The sequence below is a fragment of the Variovorax sp. Root411 genome (assembly GCF_001425205.1).
Classification (GTDB): Bacteria; Pseudomonadota; Gammaproteobacteria; order Burkholderiales; family Burkholderiaceae_C; genus Variovorax.
Genome location: NZ_LMDW01000016.1, coordinates 508,962 through 526,135 on the forward strand (window position 1 = coordinate 508,962; position 17,174 = coordinate 526,135).

The following is a 17,174-nucleotide window of genomic DNA, read 5'->3' on the forward strand; positions in this document are numbered from 1 at the left end:
GGGCTGTCGTTGTGTGTTCAGCGCGCGCTCAACGGGGTTGTGCGAGCTGGATGATCGAATCGAAATCGGTGCCCGCGGCCAGCGTGCCGAAGACGTTGCCCCAGTCTCCGTCAAGGCGCGAGGCACAGAAGGCGCCGACGACGGCGGGAGGCGCGGTCTGCGCGAGCAGCGCACCCTGCACGGCCAGCGCCACGTCCTGCGCGAGGCGACGGGCCTCGGCTTCGGAGGCCATGGCCTCGATGCGCGCCGGAAGCGCGTCGGCTAGCCTGTCGAGCGCGGCGTGCTGGCCGCGCGCGGGCGCCAGCTCCTTCGCCAGCGCGGCCACCGCATCGCCCTTGCGCAGGCCGCGCAGCAGGTCGAGCGCCATGATGTTGCCCGCGCCTTCCCAGATGGAGTTGAGCGGCATCTCGCGGTAGATGCGGGCCATGATGCCTTCGCCGCCCTCTTCCACATAGCCGTTGCCGCCGAGGCACTCCATGGCTTCCTGCGCGAAATGGCTGCCGCGCTTGCATATCCAGAACTTGGCGACCGGCGTGAGCAGGCGGGCCATCAGGCGCTCATGCTCGTCGGTCTGGTGGTCGAAGGCCCTGGCGAGGCGAATGGCGAGCGCGGTGGCGGCTTCGCTTTCGAGCGCGAGGTCGGCAAGCACGTTCTTCATCAGCGGCTGTTCGATCAGCGGCTTGCCGAAGGCGTTGCGCTGCGCCGCGTGGTTGAGCGCGATGCCCAGCGACTGGCGCATGAGGCCGCTGGTGCCCAGCGCACAGTCGAGCCGCGTCATGGTGCCCATCTCGAGGATCTGCGGAATGCCGCGGCCCTCCTCGCCCACGAGCCATGCGCTGGCGCCCTGGAACTCGACTTCGGAACTCGCATTGGCCTTGTTGCCGAGCTTGTCCTTCAGGCGCTGGATCTGGATGGCGTTGCGCGTGCCTTCGGGCAACACGCGCGGCAGGAAGAAGCAGCTGAGCCCGGCCGGCGCCTGCGCCAGTACCAGGAAGGCATCGCACATCGGCGCGGAGAAGAACCACTTGTGTCCGGTGATCGCATAGCGCTCGCCCCAGGCGTCGCTGCCGTCGCGCACGGCCCGGGTGGTGTTGGCCCGCACGTCGGAGCCGCCCTGCTTCTCGGTCATGCCCATGCCCATGGTCACGCCGGGCTTGTCCTTGAAAAGCTTCAGCGCCGGGTCGTACCAGAGGCTGCCGAGCTTCGGACCCCAGTCGGCGTACACGCCTGCATTGCTGCGCAGCGCGGGCGTGGCCGCATAGGTCATGGAGACGGGGCAAAGAATCGAAGGCTCCAGCTCGGTGAAGAGCATGAAGCCCGCGGCGCGCAGCACGTGCGAAGAAGCCGACGTGCCGGTCCACGGCGTGCCATGCAGGCCGGCACCCACCGCGGCGGTCATCAGCGCGTGGTAGCTCGGGTGGAACTCCACCTCGTCGATGCGCCGCCCGAAGCGGTCGTGCGTGTGCAGCTCGGGCGTGTGGATGTTGGCGAGCCGTGCATGCGCCTGCATGCCGGCTGCGCCGAGGGTGGCGCCCAGCTCGTGCAGCTGCGCGGTCTGCAGCGCGGGCGCGTTGAACTTCAGCGCATCGCGCAGGGGCCGGTTGGTGTCGAAGAGGTTGTAGTCCACCAGCGGCGTGGGCTGGTTGAAGACCTCGTGCGTCGTTTCCATAACCGGCCTCCTTGCCGTGCGTCGTTCAGTTCATTCAGATCAGCTTGACCAGTTGCTTGCCGAAGTTCCGACCCTTGAGCAGGCCCAGGAAGGCTTCAGGCGCAGCTTCGATGCCCTGCGCGACCGACTCGCGCGGCTTGAGCTTGCCGGTGCCCACCAGCGTGCCCAGTTCGGTCAGCGCCTCGGGCCACACTTCCATGTGCTCGCTGACGATGAAGCCTTCGATCTTCATGCGGTTGATGAGGATCAGCGCGGGGTTTGCCAGCGGCAGCGGCTGGCCGTCGTAGCCCGCGATCATTCCGCACAGTGCCACGCGGGCGAAGGCGTTGGCGCGCAGCAGCACGGCGTCGAAGATGTAGCCGCCGACGTTCTCGAAATAGCCGTCGATGCCCTTCGGGCAGGCTTCCTTGAGCGCCGCGCTCATCGACTTGACGTCGGGATGCTGTCGGTAGTCGATGCAGGCGTCGAAGCCGAGTTCGTCGGTCACGTACTTGCACTTGTCGGGGCCGCCGGCAATGCCGACCACGCGGCAGCCGCGCGCCTTGGCCAGTGCACCGAAGGCGCTGCCGACCGCGCCACTGGCGGCGGTGATAACCACGGTTTCACCGGCCTTGGGCGCAATGATCTTCACCAGGCCGTACCAGGCGGTAACACCGGGCATGCCGACCGCGCCGAGGTAGTGCGACAGCGGCACGTGCGTGGTGTCGACCTTCTTCAGCGCGCCGGGCTGCGAGGCATCGACCACGCTGTATTCCTGCCAGCCGCCAAAGCCGACCACCTTGTCGCCCACAGCGTACCTGGGGTGCTTGCTCTCGATCACTTCGCCCACGGTGCCGCCCTGCATGGTCTGGCCCAGTGGCTGCGGCTGCGCGTAGCTCTTCGAGTCGTTCATGCGGCCGCGCATATACGGGTCCAGGCTCATGTAGTGGTGGCGCACGAGCACCTGGTTGTCCTTGAGCGCGGGAGTCTCGGCGGACACGAGCTTGAAGTTGCCCGCCACCGCTTCGCCGTCAGGGCGGTTGTCGAGGTGGATCTGCTTGTTGGTAGGCATGAAAAAAATCTCCGGGAATGTGGTCGTGTCAGTCGGTCGATGGCGGTCGCATTTCGTTGACGCTCGAGGGGCCGGTCGGCAGCCGGCGCTTCACGTACTTGAAGGTTCCGGTGGCGTGGGCGCAAACGCGCTCCTGTTCGTCGTAGATTTTGGCCTCGGTGAAAGCCAGCGTCGCCGTCCGGTGAATGAGCGTGCCGCGTGCATGCAGCGGACCGACCGAGGGCTGCATGAAGCTGGTTTTCATCTCGATGGTGACCACGCCGGTCTCGGGCGCCACGCTGCGCGCTGCTGCCGCCATGGTGATGTCGAGCAGCGTCATGCAGGCGCCGCCGTGCGTCACGTCGAAGGTGTTCAGGTGCTCGGGCTTGGCGGTGTAGCAGATTTCGGATTCGCCGCCCTCGAACTTCGTCAGCGAAAAGCCCAGGTGGCGCGCGAAAGGAATCTGGCTCGTGTACGAGCGGATGTTGATGTCGCTGGAATCGGAAGAAGAAGACATGTCAAGCGGCACCCAGAACCACGCTCACGCCGCCGTCGACGGCCAGCCATTGGCCGGTGATGTGCTTGCCGGCATCGCTCGCGTAAAGCAGCGTCAGGCCCTTCAGGTCTTCGTCGTCGCCCAGGCGGCCGAGCGGCGCCTGGGCGGCCATCTTTTCCTCGCCGAGCGACTTGATGAGGCCGGCGGCCATCTTCGTCATGAAGAAGCCCGGGCAGATCGCGTTCACGGTGATGTTGTACCTGCCCCATTCGGCGGCCAGCGTGCGCGTGAAGCCGATCACCGCGGTCTTCGAGGTGTTGTAGGCCAGCGTCTGCATCTCGGGCGGGTTGCCGTTCAGGCCGGCGATCGAGGCGATGTTGATGATGCGGCCGGTCTTCTTCGGGATCATGTAGCCGTTGGCGATCTGCTGCGACAGGATGAAGTAGCCGCGCACGTTGAGGTTCATCACCTTGTCCCAGGCCTCGACCGGGTGGCTCTCGGCCGGCGAACCCCAGCTGGCGCCCGCGTTGTTGATCAGGATGTCGACCGCGCCCATGCGCTGCAGCGTCTCGTCTGCCAGTCGGCGGGTGTCTTCTTCCTTCGAGCAGTCGGCCGCGATCCAGCGCGCGTCGATGCCCGCGGCCTGCAGCTCGGCGGCGGCCTGCTCCAGGTCGTCGGCCTTGCGCGAGCTCAGCATGATCTTCGCGCCTGCCTCGCCCAGCGCATGGGCCATCTGCAGGCCCAGACCGCGCGAGCCGCCGGTGATGAGGGCGGTCTTGCCGGTGAGGTCAAAGAGTTTCTGGGTGGTGCGTGCGGTCATGGGGTGTCTCCGGGGTTCGGGTTGGGTCAGATCTCGTAGTCCATGCACTGGCGGGCTTCGCGGACCGCACCGATGAAGGGCTTCAACGCCACGTGCTGCGGGTGCTCCGCATAGGCCGCGAGCGCGGCAGCGTCGGTGAATTCCGAGTACAGGATCAGGTCGTAGGTAGCTTCCAGCCCGGGCTGGGCAATGGCCACCTCGAAGCGCAGCGTGCCGGGCGACAGCTTGGCGCAGGCGTCGAGCAAGGCCTTGGCTTTCAACAGGTTGGTGGCCTTGTCGGTGCCCTCGGCGTGTTCCTTGAACTTCCACATCACGATGTGCTTGAGCATGGCGGGCCTCGTTACTTGCTGGTGGGGTTGTCGTTGGGCAGGCGCGAGCGCACGTAGATCAGCGCGAAGCCGACCAGCGCCACAACGCCGCCAGGCACGGCGATGGACCAGCCCAGCGCGGCGTCGGTGCGGCCGGTGGCGATGCCCAGGATCACGACGAACAGGCCGCCGTAGATCAGAATCCAGATCCACTTCTCGAGCCGCGCGTGCGGCTTGGGAGGCTTGACGGCGGGGGTGTTGTTGTTGGGGTTGGCGTTCGGCGAATTGGTAGTGGCCATCAAAAGGCGTCCTCGGGCAAAGCGGTACAGGTCGGGTCGCGGGTTTCGACCACGTTGAGCCATGCGCCGATTTTCGGCAGCTCGTAGTGGAAGAAGAAGTCCGTGGCGCCGATCTTGCCAGCTGTTACCGCCCTCGCCTTTTCCGCGTCGATCTGCAGCGCCCTCAAGGCCACGTCGAGCCAGATCCAGGCCAGCACCGTGTGGCCGAAGGCCTGCATGTACGGCACCGCATTGACCAGCGCGTCTGCCGGGTCGCCGGTGGACCAGGCGGCCTCCGTCGCACTCCCGACGCGCTGCAGCGCGGCGCCCAGCGCCTTGGCATGGGCCGCCAGCGCCGGCACCTTGGCCGCGCGGACGATCGTATCGCTCACGCGGCCGGCCAGCAGTTGCAGCCCGCGGCCCTTCTCCATCAGCACCTTGCGGCCCAGCAGGTCGGCCGCCTGGATGCCGTGGGTGCCCTCGTGGATCATGTTCAGGCGGTTGTCGCGCCAGTACTGCTCCACCGGAAAGTCGCGCGTATAGCCGTAGCCGCCGTGCACCTGGATGGCCAGCGAATTGGCCTCCAGGCACCACTCGCTGGGCCAGCTCTTGGCGATCGGCGTGAGCACTTCGAGCAGCAGGCGCGCGTCGTCGGCCGCCTGCGCGTCACCGGTCTTCTGTTCGTCGACGAGGCGGGCGCAGTACAGCTCCAGCGCCAGCGCGCCTTCGCAGTACGCCTTCTGGGCGAGCAGCATGCGGCGCACGTCGGCGTGCTCGATGATGCGCACCTGCGGCGCGGCCGAGTCTTTCGCAACCGCGGCGCCGGCGGTTTCCGCCTTCTTCACCAGCCGGCCCTGCGGGCGGCTCCTGGCGTATTCGAGCGAGGCGTGGTAGCCCGCCATGCCGAGCATGGTGGCCGCCGTGCCGACGCCGATGCGCGCCTCGTTCATCATGTGGAACATGCAGTGCAGGCCCTTGCCGGGCTCGCCGACAAGGTAGCCCACCGCGCCGGCCTTGCCGCCGACCGGGTACTTGCCCTCGCCGAAGTTCAGCAGCGTGTTGGTGGTGCCGCGCCAGCCCAGCTTGTGGTTGAGGCCTGCGAGCGCCACGTCGTTGCGCTCGCCCGTGAGTTCGCCCTGCGTGTCCACCATGCGCTTGGGCACGATGAACAGCGAGATACCGCGCGTGCCGGGCACCAGCTTGCCGTTCTCGTCGGGGATCTTGGCCAGCACGATGTGCACGATGTTCTCGGTCAGCTCGTGGTCGCCCGCCGAGATCCACATCTTGTTGCCCGTGAGCCGGTAGCGCGGGCCCAGCGGGTCTTGCTGAAAGTCGTCGCCGTCGGGCACGGCGCGCGTGGCCACGTCGCTCAGCGACGAACCCGCCTGCGGTTCCGACAGGCACATGGTGCCGGCCCAGCGTCCGGAAAATTCATTCTTCGCGAACACCTCTTTCTGCATCTCGGTGCCGTGCACCATCAGCAGGTTGGCGTTGCCGCTCGTGAGCATGTTGGAGCCGATGCTCACCGAGGCCATCGCGAAGAAGCTGTTGGCAGCGGCCTGCATCGTGTAGGGCAGCTGCATGCCGCCGATGTCGTAGTCCTGCGCCGCGCTCATCATTCCCGATTCGACGAAGGCCTTGTGCGCGTCGTGCGTGGCCTGCGGCAGGATGACCTTCTCGCCGTCGAAATGCGGCTCCTGCGTGTCCACCGTGCGGTTGAACGGCGCGTACTTCTCGCGCGCGATGCGCTCGCAGGTGTCGAGCACCGCGTCGAAGGTCTCGCGCGAGTGGTCGGCAAAGCGCTCGCGCTGGTTGAGCGACTCGGCGTCGAGCCAGTCGTAGAGCAGGAAATCGAGGGTGGGACGCAGGCTCATGGCTGGATCTCGGTGTGAATGAACGCGCGGGTTCTGCGCCAGGAACACCGCGGAACCGGCTCAGCCGGGCCGCTGGTGTTGCCCCCGGAAGGGGGTGGGCGGAGGCGACACGCAGTGCGCCGCAGCCCGGGGGAGAGTCAAATGATTTCGAACACGCCCGCGGCACCCATGCCGCCGCCGATGCACATCGTGACCACGACTTTCTTCGCGCCACGGCGCTTGCCTTCGATGAGCGCGTGGCCCGTCAGGCGCTGGCCGCTCACGCCGTAGGGGTGGCCCACGGCGATGGCGCCGCCGTCCACGTTCAGGCGGTCGGCCGGAATGCCGAGCTTGTCGCGGCAGTAGATGACCTGCACGGCGAAGGCTTCGTTCAACTCCCACAGGTCGATGTCGTTGACCGTGAGGCCCAGGCGCTTGAGCACCTTCGGGATCGCGAAGACGGGGCCGATGCCCATTTCGTCGGGCTCACAGCCAGCCACGGCAAAGCCGAGGAAGCGGCCGAGCGGCTTCAGGCCCTTCTGCTGCGCGTACTTCTCGTCGACCACCACGCAGGCGCCGCCGCCGTCGGAGAACTGGCTGGCGTTGCCGGCCGAGATCAGGCCGCCGGGCATGGCCGAGCGGATGCCGCTGATGCCTTCCTTGGTGGTGCCGGCGCGGATGCCTTCGTCGTTCTCGACGGTGATTTCCTTGGTGCGCAGGCCCATCACGGGGTCGGCCACGCCGGCCAGCACAGTGATGGGGGCGATCTCGTCCTTGAAGCGGCCGGCTTCCAGCGCGGCGGTGGCCTTCTGCTGGCTGGCGGCGCCGTATTCGTCCATGGCGTCGCGGCCGATGTTGTAGCGCTTGGCGACCTGCTCGGCCGTCTGCAGCATGTTCCAGTAGATCTCGGGCTTGTGCTTCACGAGCCACGGGTCGGCCAGCATGTGCTTGTTGGCTTCGTTCTGCACGCACGAGATGCTCTCCACGCCGCCGGCCACGTACACGTCGCCCTCGCCCGCGATGATGCGCTGGGCGGCGGTGGCGATGGTCTGCAGGCCCGATGAGCAGAAGCGGTTGATGGTCATGCCCGAGGTGGTGATCGGCAGGCCGGCGCGCAGCGCGATCTGGCGCGCAATGTTGGAGCCGGTCGCGCCTTCGGGCGTGGCGCAGCCCATGATGACGTCGTCCACCGAGGCGGGGTCGATGCCGGCGCGCTGCACGGCGTGCTGCACCGCATGGCCGCCGAGCGTGGCGCCGTGCGTCATGTTGAAGGCACCCTTCCAGCTCTTCGCGAGCGGCGTGCGGGCGGTGGAAACGATGACGGCGCTGGTCATGGTGAGGTCCTTTGAAGCAGATGGAAGGAAAAAGAGAGAGCTGTCGTCATTGCGCCGGAGCAGCGTTGGTGTTGCTCAGGAGCTGGTGATAGAAGCCGATCATCTCGCCGTAGTTCGAGATGGCCAGGCGTTCGTTGTTGCCGTGGAAGCGGGCCAGGTCTTCGCTCTTCACGCGGAACGGCGAGAAGCGGAAGACGGCATCGCTCACGAGGCTGAAGTGGCGCGAGTCGGTGGCAGCGGTCATGAGGCCGGGGGCCACCACCGCATCGGGAAAGCTCTGGCGCACGGCCTGCTGGATCGCGCGGTAGCCGGTGCTGTCGGTCGGCGACACCGGCGACGGCTCGGAATTGCCCGGGTAGGCCTTGATCTTGATGTCGTCGTTGCCCAGCGCCTTGCGCAGGTGCGCCTCGGTGCTGGCCAAGGTGTCGCCCGGCAGCACGCGGAAGTTGACGGCGGCCTCGGCGCGGCCGGGCAGCACGTTGTCCTTGTTGCCGGCGCGCACGATGGTCAGCGCAGTGGTCGTGCGCAGCATGGCGTTGCTGCTCGGGCTCTTCTCAAGCTGGCCGCGCACCAGCGGTTCGGTGAGCCACAGGTTGGACAGCATCACGCGGTTGACGCCGCTCATTTCGGGCGCCAGCGCGCCGAACATCTGGCCGGCCACGCCGCGGATACCGCCGGGCATCGGGTTGGCTTCGAGCCGCGCGAGCGCCGCACTCATGCTGCCGATGGCGCTGTGCTGCGGCGGCATCGACGAGTGACCGGGGGCAGTGTCGAGCGAAAGGAAGAAGGTGCCGTAGCCCTTCTCCGCCAGGCCGATGAGCGCCGCGGGTTTGCTTAGGCCCGGTAACACGCCGTCGAGCACCAGCAGGCCTTCGTCGAGCACCCAGTCCAGGCGCACGTTGCGCGACTTGAGCAGTTCGGCAATGGGCAGCGCGCCGCGCAGGCCGCTCACCTCTTCGTCGTCGCCCATCACGAGGTAGACGGTCTGCCTGGGTTTGAAGCCCGCGCCGATGAGCAGCTCGACGGCTTCCATCTGCGCGAACAGGTTGCTCTTGTCGTCGAGCGTGCCGCGGCCCCAGACGAAGCCGTCCTTGATCTCGCCGGCGAAGGGGTCGACCGTCCAAGCCTTCTCGGTGCCCGGGGCGATGGGCACCATGTCCTGGTGCGCCATCAGCGCAATGGGCTTGGCGCTCGGGTCAGTGCCGGTCCAGGTGTAGAGCAGCGCCTTGTTGCCCACCACTTCCTTCTTGAGGGTGGCATGCACCTTGGGGAACTGCTGTTCGAGGAATGCGTGCAGCTTGTCGAACTCGGCCGCGTTGGCGGCCGGGTCGTCCAGGCTCGACACCGTGCGGAACGTGATCGCCGTGGACAGCCGCTTGGCGGCTGTCTGCAGGTCGATGTCCAGCTTAGGCGCGGGCGCCACCGCCAATTGCTGCGACGGTGTGGTCCAGGTCTTGACCGCCACGGCGGCCACCAGCAAGACGATTGCCAGCAGCAGCCCGAGGAAGATGCGTTTCAACATGAGCGGTCTTGATCGCTGTTCGGTCTCAGCTGAACTGCTTGCCTTCGGCCACCAGCTTCTGGATCAGCGGTGCGGGCTGCCAGAACTCGCCGTCGTCGCGCGGGTTCTTCGCAAAGCGCTTCATCGTCTCGGCCACGTTGTAGAGGCCGACTTGCGATGCGTAGTGCATCGGGCCGCCGCGCCAGATCGGGAAGCCATAGCCCGTGAGGTACACCATGTCGATGTCGCCCGACTTCGAGGCGATACCGTCTTCGAGGATGTGTGCGCCTTCGTTGACCAGGGCTAACACCAGGCGCTGCACGATTTCTTCATCGGAAATCTTGCGCGGCGTGATGCCCAGTTCCTTGCGGTGGTCCTCGATCATCTTGTTGACGAGTTCCGACGGAATCGCATCGCGTTTGCCGGCCTGGTAGTCGTACCACCCTGCCCCGGTCTTCTGGCCGAAGCGGCCCAGTTCGCAGAGCTTGTCGGCCGTGCGGCTGTACTTCATGTCGGCGCGCTCGGTGGCGCGGCGCTTGCGAATCGCCCAGCCGATGTCGTTGCCGGCCAGGTCGCCCATCCGGAACGGGCCCATGGCAAAACCGAACTTCTCGACGGCCTTGTCGACCTGCTGCGGCGTGGCGCCTTCGTCCAGCAGGAAGCCGGCCTGGCGGCTGTACTGCTCGATCATGCGGTTGCCGATGAAGCCGTCGCACACGCCCGAAACCACCGAGGTCTTCTTGATCTTCTTGCCGATGGCCATGACCGTGGCGAGCACGTCCTTGGCGGTGGCCTTGCCGCGCACCACTTCGAGCAGCTTCATCACGTTGGCCGGGCTGAAGAAGTGCATGCCGACCACGTCCTGCGGACGGTCGGTGAACGAGGCGATCTTGTCGACGTCGAGCGTGGAGGTGTTCGAGGCCAGGATCGCGCCCTTCTTGGCAACGCGGTCGAGTTCCTTGAAGACCTTTTCCTTCACGCCGATTTCCTCGAACACCGCTTCGATGATCAGGTCGGCGTCCTTCAGGTCGTCGTAGCTCAGCGTGGTGCTCAAGAGCGCCATGCGCTGCTCGTACTTGTCCTGCTTGAGCTTGCCCTTCTTGACCTGGGCTTCGTAGTTCTTCTTGATGGTGGCGACGCCGCGGTCGAGCGCCTCCTGCTTCATCTCGAGGATCTTGACGGGGATGCCCGCGTTCAGGAAGTTCATCGAGATGCCGCCGCCCATGGTGCCGGCGCCGATCACGCCCACGGCCTTGATCTCGCGCTTGGGCGTGTCTTCGGGCACGTCGGGAATCTTGCTCGCGGCGCGCTCGGCCATGAACAGGTGGCGCAGGGCCAGCGATTCGGGCGTGAACATCAGCGAGGTGAAGATGCGGCGTTCTTCGGCCATGCCGGCGTCGAACTTCATCTTGGTGGCGGCCTGCACGGCGTCCACGCACTGCAGCGGCGCCGGGTAGTTCTTCGACATGCCGCCGACCATGTTCTTGGCGAACTGGAAGTAGGCGTCGCCCTGCGGGTGCTTGCACGGCAGGTTGCGCACCAGCGGCAGTGCGTCGCCGGTCTTGCCGGCCACGCTCTTGGCGAAGGCCACGGCTTCGTCGAACACGGACTCGGGCGAGTCGGCCAGCTTGTCGAACAGCTTCTGGCCGGGCAGGCTTGCGAGCAGTTCGCTCTTCACGGGTTCGCCGCTGACGATCATGTTCAGTGCGGTTTCCACGCCGAGCACGCGCGGCAGGCGCTGCGTGCCGCCGGCGCCGGGAATCAGGCCGAGTTTGACTTCGGGCAGCGCGATGCTCGTGCCGGGGGCGGCCACACGGTAATGACAACCCAGGGCCAGTTCGAGGCCGCCGCCCATGCACACCGAGTGGATGGCCGCGACGATGGGCTTGGCCGAGGCCTCAAGCGCGAGGATCACGCTCAGCAGGTTGGGCTCCTGCAGTGCCTTGTGCGTGCCGAATTCCTTGATGTCAGCGCCGCCCGAGAACGCCTTGCCGGCGCCGGTGATGACGATGGCCTTGACGGCGTCGTCGGCGTTGGCCTTCGACAGGCCATCGGTGATGCCGATGCGCGTCGAGAAGCCGAGACCGTTGACCGGAGGGTTGGTCAGTGTGATCACGGCGATATCGCCGAGCACTTTGTATTCAGCCGTCATGCTGCGTTCCTTGGGGTATGAAGAAAAAGAAGAAAAAGCACGAGTGTTCTTTTTCGGGAGATTCTAGGCGTTTCGCGTGGCCTAACAATGGCACGCAGTCGCTGTTGGGACAAGGCTGCTGGAATGCGGGAGCGGGTACCGGACGCAGAGGACGCAAAGGTTTCGCAGAGGACGCAAAAAAGAAACCAAAAGATTGATTTGGCTGTTCTTTTGCGTCTTCTGCGCAGTCTTTGCGCCCTCTGCGTCCGGAAGTCCGCCTTCAGCAGCCTAGACCTCCAGCCACTCCTTGCGGGTGGTCGCATCGGCACGCAGGCTGTCGGGCGTGCCGTCGAACACGATGCTGCCGTGGCCCATGACGAGCGCGCGGTCGGAGATCTGCATCGCAATGGTGAGCTTCTGCTCGATCAGCAGCACCGAGATGCCCTTGTCCTTGAGCGTGCGCAGGTACTGCCCCACCAGCTCGACGATCTTGGGTGCGAGGCCTTCGGTGGGCTCGTCGATGATGATGAGGTCGGGGTCGCCCATGAGCGTGCGGCACAGCGTGAGCATCTGCTGCTCGCCGCCCGAGAGCACGCCGGCCTCGGTGTGCTGGCGTTCCTTCAGGCGCGGGAACATGCCGTACATGTCGTCGAACTGCCAGCGGCTGCCCTTGCCCGAGCCCTTCTGCCCCAGCAGCAGGTTCTGGTGCACCGTGAGCTTGGGGAAGATGTCGCGGTTCTCGGGCACGTAGCCGATGCCGAAGTGCGCGATCTCATAGGCCTTGCGGCGCAGGATGTCCTGGCCCTTCCAGTGCAGGCCGCCTTCGGCATGCACCAGGCCCATGATGGCCTTGGCGGTGGTCGAGCGGCCAGAGCCGTTGCGGCCCAGCAGCGCGACGATTTCTCCGGGGTTCACGTCAAAGGAAACGCCATGCAGCACATGGCTCTTGCCGTAGTAGGCGTGGATGTCGTGTAGCTTCAGCATGTCAGTGGTTCGCGGCGCGTTGTGTTTCGGAGGTGTTCTTGTTCGAGGCGCGTGCACAGGCCACCGGGTACTCCCCTCCGCGAATGTCCCCCGCTTCGCTCCTCCTTTATTTCGCTGCGGGGAGCACCCGGCGCCCTGTGCACGATGGCTCTGCTGAACGATCACGCCGATGGGGTGCCTTGCGCAGCGAAATAAAGGAGGAGCGAAGCGGGGGACATTCGCGGAGCAAGGTACCCCGTCGGCGTGATCGCGCCCCGAACACACACCGCGTCGAGTAGAAGAGCAAGAGTTCATCAGTGCCCCGCCCCCTGCGCATCTGCGACCGAAGACCCCAGATAGGCCTCCTGCACCCGCGCATTGGCGCGAACGGCAGCCGGCGTGTCGAAGGCAATGACTTCGCCATACACCACCACCGCGATCTTGTCGGCCAGCCCGAACACCACGCCCATGTCGTGCTCCACCGTCAGCAGCGTCTTGCCGACGGTCACGTGCTTGATGAGCGCAATGAAATGCGAAGTCTCGGTCTTGCTCATGCCGGCCGTGGGCTCGTCCAGCAGGATCACGCTGGCGCCGCCCGCGATGGTCACGCCGATCTCCAGTGCGCGCTGCTCGGCGTAGGTGAGGTTCACCGCGTGCACGTCGCGCTTCTTCTCCAGGCCGATCTGCTTGATGAGTTCCTCGGTGCGCTCGTTGGCGTCGTCCAGGTTCGAAAGAAAGCGCAGGAAGGTGTACTTGTAGCCCAGGCTCCACAGCACGCCGCAGCGCAGGTTCTCGAAGACCGTGAGCTTCGGGAAGATGTTGGTGATCTGGAAGCTGCGCGACAGCCCGAGCCGGTTGATCTCGTAGGGTTGCTTGCCGTCGATGCGCTGGCCGTTGAGCAGCACCTCGCCGCTGGTGGGCGCGAGCCGGCCGCTGATCAGGTTGAACAGCGTCGACTTGCCCGCGCCGTTCGGCCCGATGATGGCAATGCGCTCGCCCGCATTCACCGCCAGGTCGACGCCGCGGATGATGTCGGTCTTGCCGAAGCTCTTGCGCAGGTTCTTGAGTTCGAGTGAATAGGTCATGCCGTCTCCCGCCGCTTGATCTCGGCTTCGATTTCTTCCTGCGCCTGGCCCCAGACCTTCGCGAAGCGCCGGCGGAACACCTCGAACACACCCAGGCCCACCGCCAGCAGGGCCATCGCGACGATCCAGCTCGTGGCCGATGAGGTGTCGAGTTGCAGGCCCGCGAACGGCACCATGGGCCCGAGCGCCGCATTGAGCTGCATGTGATAGATCATCTCGACGATGGCCGCCGCGCCCGCGAGCATGATGGCCGAGCCGACGAACAGGCCCACGTACAGCAGGTAGAAGCGCTTGATCTTGCCGAACAGCGCCACGCGCACGTTCATCATGATCAGGCTGGCCACGCCGCCCGGCGCGAACATCACCATCAGCAGGAACACCAGGCCCACGTACAGCAACCAGGCCTTGCTGAGCTCGGACAGCAGCACCAGCGCGAACACCAGCAGCGCAGCGCCGATGATCGGCCCGAAGAAGAAGGTGGCGCCACCAAGGAAGGTGAACAGCAGGTAGCTGCCCGAACGCAGCCCGTTCAGGCTGTCGGCCGCGTTCACGATCTCGAAGTTGATGGCCGCCAGCCCGCCGCCGATGCCCGCGAAGAAGCCCGCGATGATGAAGGCGTAGTAGCGCACGCGCTGCGTGTTGTAGCCGATGAACTCCACGCGCTCGGGGTTGTCGCGCACCGCGTTCAGCATGCGCCCGAGCGGCGTGCCGGTGAAGGCGAACATCAGCCCGGTGCAGATGAAGCAATACACGGCGATCAGGTAGTACACCTGGTTCTGCGGCCCGAAGCTGATGCCGAAGAACGAGGCACCGTACACGCGGTTGGTGGTGATGCCGCCCTCGCCGCCGAAGAAACTCGGGAACATCAGCGCCATGGCCGCGACCAGTTCGCCGAGGCCGAGCGTGATCATCGCGAAGGTGGTGCCCGACTTCTTGGTCGACACGTAGCCGAACACCACGGCGAAGAACATGCCACCGAGGCCGCCCACGAGCGGAATGAGCACCAGCGGAATCGGCAGCTTGCCGGCGCCGGCCAGGTTCATCGCGTGGATGGCGATGAAGGAGCCCAGGCCGACGTACACCGCATGGCCGAAGCTGAGCATGCCGCCCTGCCCCAGCAGCATGTTGTAGCTCAGGCAGATGATGATGAGATAGCCGATCTGCGACAGCATGGTCAGCGCCAGGCTGCTGGTGAAGATCATCGGCGCCACGATCAGCAGCAGCGCGAAGAACGACCAGATCAGGATGCGGCCGATGTTCAGCGGCTTGAAGCGGTAGTACCGGGTCGGCCCCTTGGTCGAAGCGGTAGGCGTGGTTGTCGTTGCGGTGTTCATGGCGTCAGTCCTCCCGCGTTCCGAGAAGACCCTTGGGCCTGAAGATGAGGATCAGCACCAGGAACAGGTACGGAAGAATGGGTGCCACCTGCGAGATGGTGAGCTTCAGCAGCTCGTAGCCGAAAGTCTGGTCGCTCACCGCCACGCCAAAGGCCTGCAGTCCGGTCGCGAGCGACTGATCCATGGCCACGGCGAAGGTCTGCACCACGCCGATGATGAGCGAGGCCAGGAAGGCGCCCGCCAGCGAGCCCATGCCGCCGACCACCACCACCACGAAGATGATGGAGCCGACCGAACCCGCCATGGCCGGCTCGGTGACGTAGGTGTTGCCGCCGACCACGCCCGCGAGGCCCGCCAGCGCGGCGCCGCCGCCGAACACCAGCATGAACACGCGCGGCACGTTGTGGCCCAGAGCCTCGACCATGTCGGGATGCTTCAGCGCCGCCTGGATGACCAGGCCGATGCGCGTGCGCGTGAGCAGCAGCCACACCGACACCAGCATCAGCACCGCCACCAGCATGATGAACGAGCGCGACTTGGGAAACTGCGTGCCGTAGAGCGTGAACAGCGGCCCCTGCAGCGCCGACGGCAGGCCGTACGGCACCGTGGAGCGGCCCCACACCAGTTGCACCAGTTCGAGGATGAGGTACGAAAGGCCGAAGGTCACCAGCAGTTCGGGCACATGGCCGAACTTGTGGACCCGGCGCAGGCAGTAGCGCTCGAAGGCCGCGCCCAGCGCGAACACCAGCAGCGGCGCGATGAAAAGCGCCGGCCAGAAGCCGACGATATTCGACAGCGTGTAGGCGAAGTAGGCACCCAGCATGTAGAAGCTGGCGTGCGCGAAATTGAGCACACCCATCATGCTGAAGATCAGCGTGAGGCCGGAGCTCAGCATGAACAACAGCAAGCCGTAGCTCACGCCGTTGAGCAGCGAGATGACGAAGAATTCGACGTTCATCGGTCTTTCGTGTCAGGTAAGAAAAGAAAAAGGCCCGAGTGTTGAAGTCGGGCCTCGACCGCTTTGGCGCGTTCCCGTCCTCAGGAGGGGCGCTTCATCTGGCAGCTTGTGGGTGTGCTGGCCACGTAGGCGTCGTAGAACTTCACGGGTACCAGCGTGTAGCCGGTGTTCTCCGGGCTGTACGGGTACTTGGCACTGGCCTTCTCCCACTTGCTGATATACAGGCCCTGTTGCGCTTGGTGGTCGGTCTTGCGCAGTTCGATGTCGCCGTTGAAGCTCTTGAACTTCAGGCCTTCCATTGCGGCAGCCACCTTGACCGGGTCGGTCGACTTGGTCTTCACGAAGGCCTCGGTCAGCGCCTGGAACACGGTGTAGATGTCGGAGGTGTAGAGGTCGTCGTTGAACTTCTTCTTGAAGTCGTTCGCGTACTTCTGCATGTCGCCGCCCATGTTGTAGTGGGCATAGCTGACCTGGTACACCTTGCCGTCGGATGCTGCGCCCATGGCGGTCGGCGTGCCGGTGGTCACGGCGTAGTAGGTGTAGAACTTGACGTTCAGGCCCGAATCGTTGGCCGACTTGATCAGCAGCGCGAGGTCGGAGCCCCAGTTGCCGGTGATGACGGTGTCGGCGCCCGAGGCCTTGATCTTGGCGATGTACGGCGCGAAGTCGCGCACCTGGGCCAACGGGTGCAGGTCGTCGCCGACGATCTGGATGTCGGGGCGCTTGTGCTTCAGGTCTTCCTTGGCGAACTTGGAAACCTGCTGGCCATGCGCGTAGTTCTGGTTGAGCAGGTAGACCTTCTTGATCTCCGGCTGGTCTTTCATGTAGGTGGTCAGCGCCTCCATCTTCATCGACGTGTCGGCGTCGAAGCGGTACTGCCAGTAGCTGCACTTGCTGTTGGTCAGGTCGGGGTCGACGGCCGCGTAGTTGAGGTACAGCGCTTCCTTGCCGGGATTGCGCGCGTTGTTCTTCTCGAGCGCGTCGATGATGGCCAGCGCCGGGCCGGAGCCGTTGCCCTGCACGATGTAGCGCGCGCCCTGGTCGAGGGCCGAGCGCAGCGCGCTGGTCGTTTCCTGCGGGCTGAGCTTGTTGTCGATGCCGATGATCTCGAACTTCACGCCGGCCGCGTTCTTCTTGTTGAATTCCTCGGCAAAGAACTGGAAGGTCTTGAGCTGGTTCGTTCCGACCGCAGCCATGAGGCCCGACAGCGGGTCGAGCCATGCGATCTTGACGGTTTCACCCTTCTGGGCGAAGGCGCCGGTGGCGGTTGCCGCGATGACGGCTGCGGCGGCGATTTTCAGAGCGAAATTCAATCTATGTCTCCTGGTCAAACCGATTCAAAACGCCGCACGAGAGTACAAGCGTTTGCAGCCCCTCCCCTCAGGGAATGCCCGTAAGAGGGGGGCCGCAAAGG

General features: G+C 65.5%; 15 protein-coding genes. All 15 read right to left on the minus strand.

The features are described from left to right. Positions 1 to 28: 28 nt before the first annotated feature. The gene (locus ASC92_RS18995) at positions 29 to 1,669 is read right to left on the minus strand and encodes an isovaleryl-CoA dehydrogenase (protein ID WP_056518591.1); all 1,641 of its coding nucleotides are present in this window, start codon (positions 1,667 to 1,669) and stop codon (positions 29 to 31) included. 34 nt (positions 1,670 to 1,703) lie between these two features. Further along, entirely contained in the window at positions 1,704 to 2,720 is a 1,017-nt protein-coding gene (locus ASC92_RS19000) for an NADP-dependent oxidoreductase (protein ID WP_056518593.1), read from the minus strand. A gap of 28 nt (positions 2,721 to 2,748) precedes the next feature. Next, positions 2,749 to 3,216 (minus strand): PaaI family thioesterase, encoded by a 468-nt coding sequence (locus ASC92_RS19005; RefSeq protein WP_007832732.1) that lies wholly within the window; start codon positions 3,214 to 3,216, stop codon positions 2,749 to 2,751. A gap of 1 nt (position 3,217) precedes the next feature. Then, positions 3,218 to 4,015 carry an SDR family oxidoreductase gene (locus ASC92_RS19010; protein WP_056518596.1) on the minus strand — a complete coding sequence of 266 codons (798 nt, stop codon included), beginning with the start codon at positions 4,013 to 4,015 and terminating at the stop codon, positions 3,218 to 3,220. A gap of 26 nt (positions 4,016 to 4,041) precedes the next feature. Continuing rightward, positions 4,042 to 4,344 (minus strand): Dabb family protein, encoded by a 303-nt coding sequence (locus ASC92_RS19015; protein WP_056518598.1) that lies wholly within the window; start codon positions 4,342 to 4,344, stop codon positions 4,042 to 4,044. Between the two features lie 11 nt (positions 4,345 to 4,355). Further along, a complete protein-coding gene (locus ASC92_RS19020) occupies positions 4,356 to 4,622 on the minus strand; it encodes a hypothetical protein (RefSeq protein ID WP_056518599.1) in 267 nt (88 codons plus the stop codon). Continuing rightward, complete coding sequence (locus tag ASC92_RS19025) at positions 4,622 to 6,475, minus strand: acyl-CoA dehydrogenase (RefSeq protein ID WP_056518601.1); 1,854 nt, start codon at positions 6,473 to 6,475, stop codon at positions 4,622 to 4,624. The genes ASC92_RS19020 and ASC92_RS19025 overlap by 1 nt, the downstream gene beginning before the upstream one ends. A 137-nt stretch (positions 6,476 to 6,612) precedes the next feature. Then, entirely contained in the window at positions 6,613 to 7,788 is a 1,176-nt protein-coding gene (locus ASC92_RS19030; RefSeq protein ID WP_056518603.1) for an acetyl-CoA C-acyltransferase, read from the minus strand. 46 nt (positions 7,789 to 7,834) lie between these two features. Beyond that, positions 7,835 to 9,310 carry a M20 family peptidase gene (locus ASC92_RS19035; RefSeq protein ID WP_056518605.1) on the minus strand — a complete coding sequence of 492 codons (1,476 nt, stop codon included), beginning with the start codon at positions 9,308 to 9,310 and terminating at the stop codon, positions 7,835 to 7,837. 25 nt (positions 9,311 to 9,335) lie between these two features. Then, positions 9,336 to 11,441, minus strand: coding sequence for a 3-hydroxyacyl-CoA dehydrogenase NAD-binding domain-containing protein (locus ASC92_RS19040; RefSeq protein WP_056518607.1), 2,106 nt, complete (start codon positions 11,439 to 11,441; stop codon positions 9,336 to 9,338). A 267-nt stretch (positions 11,442 to 11,708) separates the two neighbouring features. Next, positions 11,709 to 12,404: an ABC transporter ATP-binding protein gene (locus tag ASC92_RS19045; RefSeq protein WP_056518608.1), complete on the minus strand. Its 696-nt coding sequence runs from the start codon at positions 12,402 to 12,404 to the stop codon at positions 11,709 to 11,711. A gap of 293 nt (positions 12,405 to 12,697) precedes the next feature. Beyond that, positions 12,698 to 13,468: an ABC transporter ATP-binding protein gene (locus ASC92_RS19050; protein WP_056518610.1), complete on the minus strand. Its 771-nt coding sequence runs from the start codon at positions 13,466 to 13,468 to the stop codon at positions 12,698 to 12,700. After that, entirely contained in the window at positions 13,465 to 14,802 is a 1,338-nt protein-coding gene (locus ASC92_RS19055) for a branched-chain amino acid ABC transporter permease (RefSeq protein ID WP_056518612.1), read from the minus strand. The genes ASC92_RS19050 and ASC92_RS19055 overlap by 4 nt, the downstream gene beginning before the upstream one ends. 4 nt (positions 14,803 to 14,806) lie before the next feature. After that, positions 14,807 to 15,760, minus strand: a complete 954-nt coding sequence (locus tag ASC92_RS19060) for a branched-chain amino acid ABC transporter permease (protein ID WP_056518614.1) — start codon at positions 15,758 to 15,760, stop codon at positions 14,807 to 14,809. An 80-nt stretch (positions 15,761 to 15,840) separates the two neighbouring features. Next, positions 15,841 to 17,073, minus strand: coding sequence for a branched-chain amino acid ABC transporter substrate-binding protein (locus ASC92_RS19065; RefSeq protein WP_056518615.1), 1,233 nt, complete (start codon positions 17,071 to 17,073; stop codon positions 15,841 to 15,843). Between the last annotated feature and the right edge of the window lie 101 nt (positions 17,074 to 17,174).

Bases quoted from the DNA above. Each gene is read 5' to 3' on its own strand.
- ASC92_RS18995 (WP_056518591.1), bottom strand. From the start codon at position 1,669: ATGGAAACGACGCACGAGGTCTTCAACCAGCCCACGCCGCTGGTGGAC.
- ASC92_RS19000 (WP_056518593.1), bottom strand. From the start codon at position 2,720: ATGCCTACCAACAAGCAGATCCACCTCGACAACCGCCCTGACGGCGAA.
- ASC92_RS19005 (WP_007832732.1), bottom strand. From the start codon at position 3,216: ATGTCTTCTTCTTCCGATTCCAGCGACATCAACATCCGCTCGTACACG.
- ASC92_RS19010 (WP_056518596.1), bottom strand. From the start codon at position 4,015: ATGACCGCACGCACCACCCAGAAACTCTTTGACCTCACCGGCAAGACC.
- ASC92_RS19015 (WP_056518598.1), bottom strand. From the start codon at position 4,344: ATGCTCAAGCACATCGTGATGTGGAAGTTCAAGGAACACGCCGAGGGC.
- ASC92_RS19020 (WP_056518599.1), bottom strand. From the start codon at position 4,622: ATGGCCACTACCAATTCGCCGAACGCCAACCCCAACAACAACACCCCC.
- ASC92_RS19025 (WP_056518601.1), bottom strand. From the start codon at position 6,475: ATGAGCCTGCGTCCCACCCTCGATTTCCTGCTCTACGACTGGCTCGAC.
- ASC92_RS19030 (WP_056518603.1), bottom strand. From the start codon at position 7,788: ATGACCAGCGCCGTCATCGTTTCCACCGCCCGCACGCCGCTCGCGAAG.
- ASC92_RS19035 (WP_056518605.1), bottom strand. From the start codon at position 9,310: ATGTTGAAACGCATCTTCCTCGGGCTGCTGCTGGCAATCGTCTTGCTG.
- ASC92_RS19040 (WP_056518607.1), bottom strand. From the start codon at position 11,441: ATGACGGCTGAATACAAAGTGCTCGGCGATATCGCCGTGATCACACTG.
- ASC92_RS19045 (WP_056518608.1), bottom strand. From the start codon at position 12,404: ATGCTGAAGCTACACGACATCCACGCCTACTACGGCAAGAGCCATGTG.
- ASC92_RS19050 (WP_056518610.1), bottom strand. From the start codon at position 13,468: ATGACCTATTCACTCGAACTCAAGAACCTGCGCAAGAGCTTCGGCAAG.
- ASC92_RS19055 (WP_056518612.1), bottom strand. From the start codon at position 14,802: ATGAACACCGCAACGACAACCACGCCTACCGCTTCGACCAAGGGGCCG.
- ASC92_RS19060 (WP_056518614.1), bottom strand. From the start codon at position 15,760: ATGAACGTCGAATTCTTCGTCATCTCGCTGCTCAACGGCGTGAGCTAC.